Genomic DNA, 15,030 nt, shown 5'->3' with positions numbered 1-15,030 from the left:
AGTGATTAAACCCATGAAACCCGTTACACCCACAGCGGTCCGGGATCACATTTATGCTGCCTCACTCTCACTACGCTGGCCTCTTCAATGCTTAAAGGAGTGAGAAATGAAAGCCAAAAAGGAGCTTAATCTGGGATTGGCACTGCTTCCCATCGTTGCCATGCTCATGTTATTGGTTATTGGTTATGGTCATTATAAATTGCCCATTGAGTCGTTATTGTTGGCGTCGGCAGCCGTTGCGACAGCCGTTGCCTATTGGCAAGGCTACCACTGGGTAGACATCATGGACGCGATTGTTGCTAAGCTTGCCAAAGCGATGCCCGTGATACTGATATTGATCTGCGTCGGTGGCATGATCGGTGCCTGGATGTTAAGTGGTACGATCCCTTACATGGTGTATTGGGGACTGAAGCTGATCAGCCCTCAATATATCGTTATCACGGCTTTTCTTATCACCTGCGCAACGTCAGTTTGCACAGGCACATCGTGGGGCACAGCAGGCACCGTGGGGGTGGCGTTGATGGGCGTCGCCGCTGGCCTTGATGTCTCGTTACCCGCCACGGCGGGTGCAGTGGTTTCAGGGGCCTATTTTGGCGATAAGTTGTCACCGCTGTCTGATTCCACCAATTTCGCCGCCATCGTCGCTGAGACCGATCTCTACAGCCACATCCGCCATCTTATGTATACCACCCTGCCGAGCTTTGCTTTAGCCGCTGGGGTCTATCTGCTTTTTGGCTATAACCACTTGCCCAATCATGCAGCCAATCTGGACAAGGTTGATCAAATCATAACGTCGATAGCGAGCCTGTATCACCTTAACGCTATCCTGCTCGCCCCTCCCATCTTGGTATTGTGGGGCGCCATTACCAAACGCCCTGTGATACCCGTTATGTTGGCAGCGTCCGTCATGGCAATAAGTATCGGGGTCGGCCTACAGGGGTTCACCGTGCAACAAGGGTGTATTTCATTGATTCACGGTTTCAGCACGTCAATGTTTGCAGCACAGGGCACAGAGGTAACCGGCTTGGTCAACGACATTCCCCGCTTGCTCGATCGCGGAGGGATGTTCTCCATCATGAGCACCATCCTCTTGGTGCTCTGCGCATTTTCCTTTGCAGGGGCCTTGACCTTGACGGGAGCCCTGACCGTGATCATTAACCGGTTGCTAAAGGCGATTCGCAGTGTGGGTCAGTTGATTGCCGCTACCGTGGCAACCACGTTATTGGTCACGGGCGCGACCAGTGACGGGAAGTTGGCGCTGCTTATTCCCGCTGAATTGTTTAGAGAATCTTATCTGCGCATGGGGCTGGACACCAAGAACCTGTCGCGAACGGTGGAGGATGCAGGTACAGTGACTGAGCCACTGCTACCCTGGACCTCAGCCGGGGTATATATGGCCAGCACCCTGGGGGTTAGCACACTGGATTTACTCCCGTGGGCAATCCAATGCTATGCGGCGATCTTCTTCGCGCTGATATACGGCTTTACCGGATTCGGTATCGCCAAATTACCCGCCGTCGCCAGAACAGCACCGCAAGGCCTAAACCCAGTGTAATACGGGCGATCCAAAATAATGACACCCAGCCATGCTGCCACACTGGCTGGGCACACCATTAAGGTCATGTGTTAAGGCAGGCAAAAAAGTATGTGGAGCCTCGTTAATATTCTCCCCCTTTTGTCCTGAAACCCTGATTATGGATTAACCTTCTGCCTAAACGTCTGCGGAACAAGCCCGAATTTCGAAGCAAAGGCTTGCACCTCCAACGGCTTACCAAACCAATAGCCTTGTCCTTCCTGACAGCCGTGCTGGCGTAAGTCATGCCACTGCTCTGCGGTTTCGATGCCCTCTGCAATCGCTTCAATCTCGAAATTACGGGCAATATCAAGAATGGCATAAGCAACAGAGGCATCACGTCGGGAAGTGAGCAAATTTTGAATAAATGAACGATCGATTTTTATGCGTGTTACCGGGTACTGGTTAAGCATACTCAACGACGCGTAGCCCGTACCAAAATCGTCGAAGGCAATAGAAACGCCCATATCATGAATTTTTTGCAGTGTGTCCGACATGATTGAATCATTGTTATTATTCAGGGCGATATTTTCCGTTAGTTCAATTTCCAGGGCTTCGGCGGGAAGACCGTGGCGTTTTAGCACATCCGCAATCTCTGCGGCCAAATCCCCAGTGGTCAGTTGCACATCGAACAAATTCACGCCGATGCGAAAATCAGGCGCACCGCAACGGCGCCAATAGGCAGCCTGCGCGCAGGCTTCATCGAGTATCCAGGATCCCACGCTGACCGCCATTGGCCCACGGGCTAATGTGGTTAAAAACTCCGAACGGGGTAATAGCCCTCGCGTGGGATGGATCCAGCGGATTAACGCTTCCGCACCGGACAATGAGCCGTCGCTCAGTTTTATCTGTGGCTGATAAAACAACACAAACTCGCTGTTGTCCGTTGCGCGTAATAGCTCCATAGCATGATGACGGCGCGCCGTTGCTTCCTGACGTAACTCCGGCGTAAAGATATAGAGTTGATTTCGTCCTGTCCGCTTCGCCCTTGATAAGGCCAGGTCGGCATTGGCAATCAGTTCCAGCGCCTCATAGCCGTGTTTCGGTGCCAATGAAATGCCCCCACTGCCCGTTACACTTATTGGGCTGCCCTGCACCAGAATCGGCTGAGCGATATGCGCCATGATCTGCTGGGCACAAAACCCAGCGTCAGCCTGTTCGTAAATATCCGGCAGCAGCACAGCAAATTCATCACCGCCAATACGCGCGACAATCTGCGTTTCCTTGGTTGATGTGAGCAAGCGATGGGTGATTTCACATAAAATTTCGTCACCGGCGGCATGCCCAAAAGCGGCATTGACATCCGAGAAACCGTCAATATCAATCATCATGATGGCAGCATTGGGGTCTCGCAATACGGCGTCTTCGACGCAGCGATAAAAGCGGCGCCGGTTTCTCAGCCCGGTTAGCGGATCGCAATCGGCACTGATGGCAATGGCCTTTTTATCCTGTCGATAACGCGTCATATCGCGTAACGCGGCGGTAAACTGCAAATTGCCCCCACAGCATTCACAAAACAGCGATAACACAAGGAACAGCGGGCTGCCGTTTTTATGACGCCCACTCACCTCAAAAGGCGGTGTTTCACTGCATGTACCGTCCGCAATAACGCGGCGGATGGCGTTCCAAAACTCTGTATTTTCATCAATACCAAAAAGGTCGCTGACCACTAATTCGGCGAGATCATCCTCCGCGTAACCACACAGCTGCGCGGTTGCCTCGTTCCAACTGGTAATGCGCAAGGCGCGATCAAAGTGGATAACCGGCGCTTCCCCCGCCAATACCGTATTCTCCATCTCAGCGCGATGTTCGCTGGCCACTTCAATGCGTCGCAGTTCAAGGCGATCGGACGCCATTCTGGCCAATTCTGTCAGGCGAGCATGATCCTCAGCAGTAAAGTTCTGATGGGGGCTGTTATCAAGAATACATAACGCACCTAGCGCATATCCTTCGGGGGAGCGTAACGGCACCCCCGCATAAAAACGGATATGACTCGGCCCGATCACCAAGGGATTATCATGAAAGCGCTCATCCCGTTCGGCGTCACGCACAATCATCCCATTTTCGGTGAGAATGGCATGCGCACAGAAAGAGGCATCTCGGGTCATATCAACAGACCCCTCGCCTAACCCATGACTCGCGGCAAAAAACACGCGATCGCTGCCGATCATATTGACTGCAGCTATCGGCATATCGAACATACGGGACGCGATGCGCACAACTGGCGACAAACTGGATAAGGTAGCCCCAGGATCAAGCGCATATTCGCCGAGCGCTTTCAGTCTTTGTGGATCATCATCAGGAATGCTCGGACACTTCATAGAGTCTCCTTAATACCAAACCATACAGAAAATCTTACAAAAAAACTTCACAGAGATAAGCGTAGGCCAAAACTATATAATTCCGCCACTCCCACACTTTTTCATCGCACGCCAGCAGGCATCAATACAGTGAAAAATTTTTGTCATGTTGAGAACAATTGAGCTCTTTGGCTTGTGAACCATTTGAAAATAGATACATTACTTATTTTAATGAACCGCACAGGTGTGTGCAGATTGATGTAATAAAGGAGTTTTCAATGCCCCGGTCATTTTCTGTGGTAAGCCCCGGTGAAATTCGTTTTGGCCGCGGTGAAGCCGCGGGTGCCGCCACCTGGCTGGCCGCGCGCGCACGGCATGTCCTTCTGGTTCAGGGCGCCAACCCACAACGCGCCGCTTTTCTTATCGAAAAACTTCATGCGGCGCAGGTGCGCGTCAGCACGTTCACCATGGCTCACGAGCCCACGCTTACCAATATTGAACAAGGGGTTGAGCTCGCCCGGCAGCATGGCGTAGATGCGGTTGTCAGCCTGGGTGGCGGCGCGGTTATTGATGCCGGCAAAGCAATCGCAGCCCTGGTGAAAGCACACGGACCACTGATTGACTATCTGGAAGTGGTCGGTACTGGCAGGATCCTGGAGTCAGCCCCCTTGACTTTCGTTGCACTGCCGACTACCGCAGGAACCGGTGCCGAGGTAACCAAAAATGCCGTTATCAACGTTCCAACGCACCGTCGAAAAGTCAGTCTGCGTGATAATCGCATGCTGCCAGATCTCGCCATCATTGATCCAGCCCTGACAGACAATACGCCTCGCAGTGTGACGCTCGCCTCTGGGCTGGATGCCTTGACGCAGGTCATTGAACCTTATATATGCAATCGCGCAACGCCCTACACGGACGCCCTGTGTCGGGCCGCAATTCCGCAGGGCATCAGTGCGTTAATGCAGTTGATGAAGCAAGAATGTCCGCAGAGTCGGGATACTATGGCGTGGGTAAGCCTGTGTGGCGGCCTGGCGCTGGCGAATGCCGGGCTTGGCGTGATTCATGGCTTGGCGGGTCCATTGGGTGGGTTATGCGATGCCCCACACGGTGCGCTATGCGGTAGCCTGCTCCCCTTCGGCTTGATGCTGAATAATGCCCATGTCACCGATCCAGCTTTACTGGTGCGCTTTGATGAAATACGCCATTGGTTTGCCAGTGCGCTCGACGTTCCTCCGATTCAGGCCTTTGACGCACTTCGCGACTGGCGTCGCCAGGCTGGTTTAGGTTCACTCAGTACGCTCGGTGTCTCGCAGGACGCATTGCAATCCGCTGCGCTGGCGGCCAGCAGTGCATCATCCATGAAAGCCAATCCGGTGCCGTTAACCTACGAGCAATTACTCGGGATGTTACAACTGGCTTGGGAATAATGCGTTCACAGCGACGCAGGCCAAACGCGATCTTACCAATTCACTTTCTGAATGTATTGAAAGTGCACTTCTCACCACCATCAGTGGGGGCCCCACATGGCGTATTGCTCAGGGAATCAGATTGGTTCCTGCCGCCACTTTTAGTGCGAGTACATACTCAGGCACTACTGTTGTAGGCATGAACGGCACGATAGGCTTGAATGGCACACAAGGAGAAATGTCGACGGGTGGAAGTGCAGCGATCCCATCAGACCGAGCATGGTGCCTGAACGTTGGTGGTATAACGCCATCAATTCAACAAAGTTTTAGTGTTTCAGGACGTTGGGTGATATTAACTGATGGCACTCAACAATTCGGTCTTTATACCATACCCCGAATGTACGCAGGTACGTTCACTAGTGATAAGCGTAATACCATAGGAATGATTACCTATGCTCACCTACGCGTTAACGTCGTATCTTGCACAATTGCGACCCCCGCCGCTGTTAATTTCGGTAACGCGGCTCGGAATACGACCTCTGGCGCCGAATTGGCCAATCAATTTTCTACATTTCCCGTCGCGTGCGGACAAGATGACCCGAATACTATTGATACGAATATCAACGTCCAATCCAGCGGCAATGTGTTTGAAGGAAATACATCGCGGTTAGCATTAAACGAAGCTGGGGGATATATCACGGAAGAGATCGGAAACAGCGTCACGGGTAGCGGCACCTGTGATGCCACTACCGGGGTTAACGTTAACAGTACCGATATTCATGTCGGCGTGCTCACTGCCAGTACGCTAGACCAAACCGTCGACAACCAAATTACCTGGCGATTGTGCTCGGGCGGAAACGCGTTACCTACCGGGCCGATTACCGCTTCCGCCAATGTGGCAGTAACCTACAATTGATAACGACGCGCAGGCGGTTAATCTTACGGCTATGCCAGCGCGGTTTTATAGAATTTGTTGACCAGGCTGGCGAGGCTGTCCGCCTGCATTTTTTCCATCACGCGGGCGCGGTGCACTTCAACAGTGCGCAGCGCAATATGCATTTTTTCCGCGATTTCCCGGTTGATCAACCCTTGCACCACATAGCTGGCCAGCTCCCGCTCTTTAGGCGTCAGCTCGGCGTAACAGCGTCGGATCTGGAGGCAGGCATAGAGATCGGCAGAAACGGTAAAGGCCTGGGCCAACGCGGCGGTTAACGGCGCAACGGCAACCGGTTTTTGTAAAAAATCCACTGCGCCCTGTTTGATTTGTGTGACCGCCATCGGCACATCGCCGTGTCCGGATAAAAAAATCACCGCCAGCGTACTGTGCTGTTGCCGCATGGTGGCGTAAACCTGCTGCCCATCCATTCCTGGCATACGCATATCCAACAGTACCACGCCTACTTCATGCAGCGGCGCCTGCATGAGAAAGGGCTCCGCACTGTGCCAGCAGGTCACGCTATAGTCCATGCTCTCTAACAAAAACTGGCATGCCTCGGTCACCGCAACGTCATCATCCACCAGGTGGATCATTGGCATTTATTCCCTCCGTCAACAATCATGAAGCGTAACGTAACGCATATCCCCCGCGTGTTTTTGGGACTGGGGCGGTTTTCCAGCGTAATCTCGCTGCCGCATTGCCGCATCAAACGCTGGCAAATCGCCAGGCCTAATCCCATGCCCGTTGCTTTGCTGGTGGTAAACGGCGTAAAGGCCTGACTGAGTGCATTATCACTCATGCCACCCGCATTATCCTGAAGCTCAAGCACCACAGCGGCTTCATCACGCCATCCGCAGAGCCAGAGATCCTGTGCGCCTGCCTGCGCCGCATTCAGCATCAGATTCGCCAACACCTGATCCAGCAACACGGGCGGCAGCCTCAGCGTCAGGTCATTTTCGATATCCAACCAGAGCCGAACCTGCGGGTATTGTTGCTCCATCCGCAACAGGTGCCAGACATGCTGTGCCGCCGTAGCCACCGCCACCGATTGCCAATCCCCTGCTGCCGCACCTTGTGATTGGGTCACCCACATGCGTAAATTATTCAGGGTATCACCGCCGCGTTGCGCTTGAGCATCAATGTGTTCCAGCGCCGGGATCAGCGAATGGTGTGCATCCGCATTGCGTAAACGAATCAACCCCCCTTGCGCATAGTGGCGTATCGCCGCCAGCGGCTGGTTTAATTCATGCGCAAAACCGGATGCCATTTCGCCCAGTACGCTCATTTGTCGCGCCGTCGTCAAAGCCTGTTCCTGCTGATGCAATTGCGCACTGGCCGTTTCCAACTGCTTGCCCCGCCGTCGTACCAGCAGCATCACCCAGACATAATTCACGGTCAGTACCGCCAGTCCCATTGCCAGGATGCTCATCACCAGTTGGTGCTGAATCAACCAGCTTTTAATATCCAGCCATAAGCGCCGCTGTTCCGGGTGCTGGTTCACGTCGCGCAGTAACGCTTCAACCTGGTTGGTGGAGGCTGGCGCACTCCATTGATATTCCGCCGTCTCGGGCGCATTCAACAATGCGCGCGCCACGCGATCGACCAGCACGTTATCCACCTCCGGCAAAGCGGCAAACGACCAGTTAGGATAAAGCGCCGTGCTGGTGACACACGGAAAGGGCTGCGTTTGCGCCAGCAACGGACGGAATTCCGCCTTGTTGATCAGCCCCTCTTCATCCATGTTTTCTAACAAACATACCGGCACAATCGCGGCCTGAATGGCGCGTTCACGCAGCAGATACAGCAAGGCATCCGCAGGGAACCCGGTAAAACGCAGTTGGAAATCGTGCTCCGGCCTTAACCCGGCGTCGTTAAGCACTTTATAACCTAATAAGTAGCCACCAAACGCTTGTGTATCAATCGCGCCCACGGTTTTCCCTATCAGCGCTTGCGGGCTGACAATATCACTGTCACGCCGCACCAGAATGGCGCTGCCAATCAGGTTCCCGCCCTCCATGCCTCCGCGCCGTGAGCGTAACGACGCCAGCCAGCGCAGATGATAATGGCTGTTTAGCTGAACAAATTGCGCCGGGTTGGTCACCAGAAACTGTACGCTGCGCTGGTTGACAGCCTCGCCCATTTGCCGCAAATCCAGCGGTTGAATATGAAAGCGTTCCTCAGGAATCGTCTGATTTAACATCTGTTCCAAGGCTTGCCACTGCTGACGGGTATTGGCCTCACCGCGCATGGCCAAAACCCCCACCGTCCACTCCGCCGCCAGCCCCCTTGGGCACAGCAGCAGGCACAACACCGCGACCACAACCTGTTTCACCCCACCTCCCACGCAATACCCCTGTCGTTATTGTTGTTTTAGATCAACAACGCTTCGGGTATGTGGTTAACCACAATAGAGCCATACCCCCGCCATTTTTACACTGTAAATCATCGACATTGTTAATTCATCGCTCACCGGCTGACAGCGTGACGCAGGTTACGCCGTTACGACGTGATGGGAGAACACCATGGACAGCAGTAAACGACAATTTCTGCAACGTATAGGCATGATTACCGCAGGTGCATCGCTGGTTCCACTGGCGCAGGCGGGCATAACGTTGGCTCCTCAGCGCAAAGGAGGCTCCCGCGAACATCGCTATGCGATGTTGATAGACCTGCGCCGCTGCATTGGCTGCCAGTCCTGCACCGTCAGTTGTGCCATTGAAAATCATGTCCCGCATGACGCTTTGCGCACCCACGTTAATCAGTACCAGGTGGTGTTAACTGAGACACATTCGGTCACCAATGTGCTCTTACCACGATTATGTAACCACTGCGATCAACCGCCCTGTGTGCCCGTATGCCCGGTGCAAGCCACCTTTCAACGCGAAGATGGCATCGTGGTGGTGGATAACACCCGCTGCGTCGGCTGTGCCTACTGCGTACAAGCCTGCCCTTACGACGCACGTTTTATTAATCATGAGACTCAAACCGCAGATAAATGTACGTTTTGCGTGCATCGCCTTGAGGCGGGATTACTGCCCGCCTGCGTTGAGTCTTGCGTCGGTGGCGCTCGCATCATCGGCGACCTGCGCGATCCCAACAGCAAAATCAGCCGCATGCTGACACACCATCACAGCGACATCAAGGTGTTGATGCCGGAACAGGGCACTGCGCCTCACGTGTTTTATCTCGGTCTTGATGAGGCCTTTGTCACCCCACTACTGGGGCGCGCGCAGCCTGCACTGCATCAGGAGGTTTAAATGACACAGCCGATTATCATCGAAGAGTTGGTTACCCAGTCGCAATCCATCACCTGGTTACCCTGGGCCGTACAGTATTTCTTCTTTATTGGCATTGCCGCCTGCGGTGCGCTGTTTGCCTGCGGCCTACGCTGGCGTGGCGATGCCCATAGCGCACGACTGGAACATATCACGCTCATCATTACCCTGACCTGTGCCATTACCGCCCCCTTGGCACTGACCGCCGATTTGCACCAACCCGCGCGCGTGTGGCATTTCTACGCCTATCCAACCCCTTGGTCATGGATGCCGTGGGGCGCGGTGTTTTTACCGCTGTTTACCCTGTTACTCGGGCTATGGTTTATCGCAGTACAGTACAGCGCACAGACAGGAAAATCGTTTGCCGCCACGCGTTGGCTGGCGCTGTTCAGCGCACTGGCCGCTATCGGATTGCTGATCTACACCGGCAGAGAAGCGTCGATTGTTAAAGCACGGCCAATCTGGTTTAGCTATGCCTTTCCCCTCACCATGTTTCTGAGCGCACTGCAAACGCTGTTCGCGTTACTGATTTTCGCCCTACGACAAGACGACGTGTGGCGACGCCGATTAGGGCGCGCGCAGCTTGTGTCACTTCTCGCGTTAGCGGGCACCGTTATTCTTTGGACAACCGGCGATACCGTCTCCGGCAACGCGGTTCGCCTGTGGCTGGCAAACAGTGCCTCGGCGCGCCTGTATGCCGGTGCATGGGGAACGCTGTGGTTATGCACCACCTTGCTCGCTATCGCGGTAAGCCTTCGGGCGCGGGCACCGCGCATGTTGCTGTGCGGAGCCTGCTGTGCCATGGCCCTCGCCTGGCTGATTCGTTGGTCACTGCTGATTGAGGTGCAAACCGTTCCTAAATACAACGCGCACCTCACCCCTTATACGCTACCGAGCACTACCGACGGCCTGCAAGCCCTTATCGGTACTTTCGGACTCTGGGTAACACTGCTGATTATGGTTCGAGAAGCCCTCGGCTGGCTCGCAAGGAGAAAACAACATGGCTAAATTGACACGACGCCAGTGGCTGAAAGTGGGCCTGACGATCGGCGGACTTTCCGCATTTGGGTTAAGCTATCGCGATGTCGCAAAGCGCGCCGTTGATGGTCTGATGAAGGGCACCTCGGGTACCATCACCCGCGATCGTATCATCGGTAATACGTTGGAGCCGGAAGGGGTAGCCCTCAATGGCTGGCAAGCCAACCCACAACAAACCGTATCGATGACACAATGCTTCGGCTGCTGGACGCAATGCGGTGTGCGCGTCAGGGTCGACCGGACATCGGGGAAAGTACTGCGCATCGCGGGCAACCCTTATCACCCGCTGTCGCACGAACGCCACATCGACGCTGCCATTCCGATGGCTCAGGCGCTGGCGAGTTTATCCGGCGAAAGCGGCCTTGATGGGCGCTCTACCGTCTGCGCCCGCGGCGCCACGCAGGTAGAAAGCCTTTACAGTCCGCTGCGTATCCTTGAACCAATGAAGCGCGTTGGCAAGCGTGGCGAAGGTCAATGGCAACGCATCAGCTTTGAACAGTTGATCGCTGAAATCGTCGAAGGTGGCGATCTTTTTGGTGAAGGACAGGTTGACGGTCTACGCGCCCTCCACGCGCCCGATACCCCTATCGATCCGCGCCATCCCAGCTATGGGCCTAAAACCAATCAGCTACTGGTGACAAACGCCGCTGATGATGGACGCGATACCTTTCTACGCCGTTTCGCGCAAAACAGCTTTGGCAGCAAGAATTTCGGGGCCCACGGTGCTTACTGTGGCCTCGCCTACCGCGCCGGTTCAGGCGCCCTGTTAGGCAATCTCGATAAAAACCCACATGTGAAACCAGACTGGGATAACGTCGAATTTGCACTTTTTATGGGCACGTCTCCGGCACAATCCGGCAACCCGTTTAAACGCCAGGCCAGGCAATTAGCCAGTGCACGGTTGCGCGCAGCGTTTCATTACGTGGTGGTCGCCCCAGCACTGCCGCTCACCACCGTGTTGGCAGACGATAACGGTCACTGGTTGCCGATCAACCCCGGCAGCGATGCCGCGTTAGCCATGGGGATGATCCGCTGGATCATTGAAAACCAACGTTATCAATCCGCTTACCTCTCCATTCCCAGTGTGGCGGCAATGCAGCGCCAAGGAGAAAAGAGCTGGACCAACGCGACACATCTGGTCATCGTTGATGACGATCATCCACAAGCAGGCCAGCACCTCACCACCGCACACCTCCTCAACGACGGCACAACCTCTGCCATGCCCGTCGTGGTTGATGCCAGCGGTACGCTGGTTGCGGCGGATCGCTGCGATGCGGCGACGCTGCTGGTGCACCAACTCGTCACCCTGCACGACGGACGGCAAGTGACGGTGAAGAGCAGTTTCCAGCGCCTGAAAGAGGCGGCGGAGCAGATGACATTGGCGGCCTACAGCGCGCAATGCGGTGTGCCGGTTGCACAGATCCAGCAGCTTGCGGAAACCTTTACCCGCTATGGGCGCAAAGCGGCGGTGATCACCCACGGCGGCATGATGGCGGGCAACGGTTTCTATAACGCCTGGGCGACCATGATGCTCAATGTGCTGATCGGTAACATGAGCCTGTCTGGCGGCGTATTCCTCGGCGGCGGTCAGTTTAATGGCGTCAGCGACGGGCCACGCTATAACCTGGTTAGCTTTCCCGGTCAGGTTAAGCCGAAAGGGCTCAATATTGCGCGCAGCAATACCGCCTATGAAACCTCCGATGAATACCGGGAAAAAGTTGCTGCGGGCGTCTCGCCCTGGCCGGCAAAAGCGCCCTGGTATCCGTTCGTTGCTGGGCAACTGACGGAACTGCTCAGTTCCGCGTTGGAGGGGTATCCCTACCCGCTCAAGGCCTGGATTTCCAACATGACCAACCCGATGTACGGCATCCCAGGCTTACGCGGCGTCGCGGAAGCCCACTTGAAAGATCCGGCACGCTTACCGCTGTTTATCGCCATCGATGCGTTCATGAATGAAACCACCGCACTGGCAGACTACCTGGTGCCCGACACCCATAATTTCGAAAGCTGGGGATTCAGCGCGCCTTGGGCAGGTGTAGCCAGCAAAGCCTCCACGGCACGTTGGCCCATCGTCACGCCAGCAACCGCACGCACCGTCGATGGGCAAGCGATCGGCATGGAAGCCTTCTGTATTGCCGTAGCAAAACGGCTTGATTTGCCCGGTTTTGGTGAAAACGCCCTCAGTGATACGCAAGGCAATCGCTACCCGCTGCATTGTGCAGAAGACTATTACCTGCGCGTTGCAGCCAATATTGCTTTTGCCGGTAAAGCGCCGGTCGCCGCCGCGACGCAACAAGATATTCAACTGTGCGGTGTCGATCGCATCATGCCGTTGCTGAAACAAACACTTCGTGCCGACGAAGTTGACCGCGTGGCCTTCATCTACACGCGCGGCGGCCGTTTCGCCCCCGATGCCAGTGGGCGCGTTGATGACAGCGTGGGTAATCGCCTGGACACACCGTTGCAGATCTGGAACGCACAGGTCGCTGCTCATCGCCATGCCATTACCGGTGAACGCTTCAGCGGCTGCCCAACCTGGTATCCCGCACGCTTATCCGATGGTCGCGCCATTGAACAGCTCTACCCTGTCACACACTGGCCATTAAAGCTGATCTCGTTTAAATCCAATACCATGGCAAGCGCCTCTGCGGTGATCCCACGGCTACATCAGGTGAAACCAAGCAATCTGGTCGCGCTCAACCCAGCGGATGGACAGCGTTATGGGCTACAACACGGCGATCGGGCGCGTATCACTACACCGGGCGGTAGCGTCATCGCCCAGATCAGTTTATTGAGTGGCGTCATGCCCGGCGTTATCGCTATTGAGCACGGCTATGGGCATAAGGAAATGGGCGCGGCACAGCATTATCTGGACGGTGTTGCGCTGCCCGTTAATCCTCAGGTGGGCTCAGGGATCAATCTTAATGATTTAGGTTTTACCGATCCCACGCGCCAGATCCCCAATACCTGGCTTGATTGGGTTTCTGGCGCTTCGGTGCGGCAAGGGTTACCCGCCACCATCGCACGCCTGTAACGCGGCAAACACGCGGGTTATTCATCACACCCGCGTGTTTTCACCTCATGGCATAACAAATAAAAAGACCTGATAGCTGACAACCGTAAATGGATATGCAACACTTACTCGTACAAATGTACGATGCGTAAGAAACGATTATTGGTGGTGAATATTTATTCCCGGTCAATAATCACACTTACTGCTATGCGTGCTGTGCAACCCGATAATGTGATTAAGGTTGGCTGTTATGTCTTCATCCGTTCTGCGCCAGAAAATGGCGTTATTTTCCCTGATGTTTTTGCCCGGCTTTGCCTGGAGTTCCTGGATCACCCGAACGCCGTTGATACGAGACACGCTGCATGCGTCTACTGAGGTTTTCGGATTGATTTTGTTTGGTTTTTCCTGCGGGTCTATGGTGGGGATACTCGGGTCAGGAAAACTGATCAACAAGTATGGCATTCGTCGCGTTACGCTGGCCGGTTTTATGCTGCTGGCGATCGGTTTTCTGCTGCTGGCTGTAGCGCTTTTACTGGCAAATCAACCTGTCGCGTTTTGTGCGCTGGCGCTGTTTGGCATGGGACTGGGCATGATTGATATTGCTTTAAATATTGAAGGTGCCGCGTTTGAACAACATATCAATCAAGTCATCATGACCACGCTGCACGGCTTTTTTAGCCTGGGCACGCTGGTTGGCGCGCTGATCGGCATGGGGATGACCGCACTTAACGTCAGCATCAACCTCCATTTTGGCATAATTATCAGCCTGACTGCGCTGACGCTTGCATTGCAATTTACCCATATGCCGTGGGCAAGCGACCTTGTGGCAGAGCAACACAGTGAAAACCGCAGCTATAAAGCGCAGGTGATTCATGAACTGAAAGACACGCGTCTAATGCTTCTGGGCGTAGTGATTTTAGCGATGGCGCTGGCAGAAGGCTCTGCCAATGACTGGCTGCCGTTGTTGATGATCGATGCGCATGGTTTCAGCCATACATCAGGCTCTCTGTTCTTTGTCGGGTTCGCCGCTGTTATGACCGCTGGGCGCTTTGCAGGCGGTTACATCGTCAACCAATTTGGCCGCACAGCCATTCTCAAATTCAGCGCGGTTTCAGCCGCCGTGGGGTTAGGGCTGATTATTTTAACCCACACACAGTGGCTCGCGGCCCTCGCGGTTATTCTGTGGGGGATTGGTGCATCGTTGGGCTTTCCACTCACTATCTCTGCCGCTGGCGCTACGGGAGGCAACCGTTCGGTGCGCGTCACTCTTGCAGCCATTCTCGGCTATATCGCTTTTCTGGTCGGGCCGCCAGCGCTGGGGTTTATCGGCGAACATGCTGGGCTGCGTATCGCCATGCTGCCGGTCTTGTGCATGGTGATCCTGGCGTTTTTCTGCACCTCTGCCGCCAGTGAGAAAAAGACCCCGTTGAAACATCCCGCGTGATACGTTTTGCTCTCACCGTTGGTGCCGCTTATCTGGCACCAACG

10 protein-coding genes are annotated in these 15,030 nt (G+C 54.7%); 7 read left to right on the top strand and 3 right to left on the bottom strand.

Annotated features, from left to right (window positions below; translation table 11 throughout):
- Positions 1–106: 106 nt before the first annotated feature.
- Entirely contained in the window at positions 107–1,555 is a 1,449-nt protein-coding gene (gene nhaC, locus K6K13_RS08885; protein ID WP_222160462.1) for a Na+/H+ antiporter NhaC, read from the top strand.
- Positions 1,556–1,692: 137 nt separating this feature from the next.
- Here nhaC and K6K13_RS08880 read toward each other — a convergent pair whose 3' ends face one another.
- Positions 1,693–3,894 (bottom strand): putative bifunctional diguanylate cyclase/phosphodiesterase, encoded by a 2,202-nt coding sequence (locus K6K13_RS08880; RefSeq protein ID WP_222160461.1) that lies wholly within the window; start codon positions 3,892–3,894, stop codon positions 1,693–1,695.
- 257 nt (positions 3,895–4,151) lie between these two features.
- Here K6K13_RS08880 and K6K13_RS08875 point away from each other — a divergent pair, with 257 nt between their 5' ends.
- Together K6K13_RS08875 and K6K13_RS08870 are read left to right on the top strand one after the other, a co-directional pair.
- Positions 4,152–5,300 carry an iron-containing alcohol dehydrogenase gene (locus K6K13_RS08875; RefSeq protein ID WP_222160460.1) on the top strand — a complete coding sequence of 383 codons (1,149 nt, stop codon included), beginning with the start codon at positions 4,152–4,154 and terminating at the stop codon, positions 5,298–5,300.
- A gap of 529 nt (positions 5,301–5,829) precedes the next feature.
- Positions 5,830–6,195 (top strand): hypothetical protein, encoded by a 366-nt coding sequence (locus K6K13_RS08870; protein WP_222160459.1) that lies wholly within the window; start codon positions 5,830–5,832, stop codon positions 6,193–6,195.
- Positions 6,196–6,224: 29 nt separating this feature from the next.
- On the opposite strand, the gene ttrR is transcribed toward K6K13_RS08870, so the two are convergent.
- Together ttrR and ttrS are read right to left on the bottom strand one after the other, a co-directional pair.
- Positions 6,225–6,815, bottom strand: a complete 591-nt coding sequence (ttrR, locus tag K6K13_RS08865; RefSeq protein WP_222160458.1) for a tetrathionate respiration response regulator TtrR — start codon at positions 6,813–6,815, stop codon at positions 6,225–6,227.
- Entirely contained in the window at positions 6,806–8,560 is a 1,755-nt protein-coding gene (gene ttrS, locus K6K13_RS08860) for a tetrathionate respiration histidine kinase TtrS (RefSeq protein WP_434064597.1), read from the bottom strand. Before ttrS ends, ttrR begins: the two co-directional genes overlap by 10 nt.
- Before the next feature lie 178 nt (positions 8,561–8,738).
- On the opposite strand from ttrS, the gene ttrB reads away from it, so the two are divergent.
- From ttrB to K6K13_RS08840, 4 genes are all read left to right on the top strand, one after another.
- Positions 8,739–9,473, top strand: coding sequence for a tetrathionate reductase subunit TtrB (gene ttrB, locus K6K13_RS08855; protein WP_222160457.1), 735 nt, complete (start codon positions 8,739–8,741; stop codon positions 9,471–9,473).
- Entirely contained in the window at positions 9,474–10,499 is a 1,026-nt protein-coding gene (ttrC, locus tag K6K13_RS08850; protein ID WP_222160456.1) for a tetrathionate reductase subunit TtrC, read from the top strand. It begins immediately after the preceding gene.
- Positions 10,492–13,563, top strand: a complete 3,072-nt coding sequence (ttrA, locus tag K6K13_RS08845) for a tetrathionate reductase subunit TtrA (protein WP_222160455.1) — start codon at positions 10,492–10,494, stop codon at positions 13,561–13,563. Before ttrC ends, ttrA begins: the two co-directional genes overlap by 8 nt.
- A 229-nt stretch (positions 13,564–13,792) precedes the next feature.
- Positions 13,793–14,986 carry an MFS transporter gene (locus K6K13_RS08840; protein WP_222160454.1) on the top strand — a complete coding sequence of 398 codons (1,194 nt, stop codon included), beginning with the start codon at positions 13,793–13,795 and terminating at the stop codon, positions 14,984–14,986.
- Positions 14,987–15,030 lie beyond the last annotated feature (44 nt).

It is taken from the genome of Symbiopectobacterium purcellii, from assembly GCF_019797845.1.
Taxonomy (GTDB): Bacteria; Pseudomonadota; Gammaproteobacteria; order Enterobacterales; family Enterobacteriaceae; genus Symbiopectobacterium; species Symbiopectobacterium purcellii.
Note: the sequence above shows the minus strand (reverse complement) of the source record. Positions and strands in the feature narration are given on the sequence as shown.

Coding starts and splice junctions, on each gene's coding strand:
- nhaC (WP_222160462.1), top strand. CDS start 107: ATGAAAGCCAAAAAGGAGCTTAATCTGGGATTGGCACTGCTTCCCATC.
- K6K13_RS08880 (WP_222160461.1), bottom strand. CDS start 3,894: ATGAAGTGTCCGAGCATTCCTGATGATGATCCACAAAGACTGAAAGCG.
- K6K13_RS08875 (WP_222160460.1), top strand. CDS start 4,152: ATGCCCCGGTCATTTTCTGTGGTAAGCCCCGGTGAAATTCGTTTTGGC.
- ttrR (WP_222160458.1), bottom strand. CDS start 6,815: ATGCCAATGATCCACCTGGTGGATGATGACGTTGCGGTGACCGAGGCA.
- ttrB (WP_222160457.1), top strand. CDS start 8,739: ATGGACAGCAGTAAACGACAATTTCTGCAACGTATAGGCATGATTACC.
- ttrC (WP_222160456.1), top strand. CDS start 9,474: ATGACACAGCCGATTATCATCGAAGAGTTGGTTACCCAGTCGCAATCC.
- ttrA (WP_222160455.1), top strand. CDS start 10,492: ATGGCTAAATTGACACGACGCCAGTGGCTGAAAGTGGGCCTGACGATC.
- K6K13_RS08840 (WP_222160454.1), top strand. CDS start 13,793: ATGTCTTCATCCGTTCTGCGCCAGAAAATGGCGTTATTTTCCCTGATG.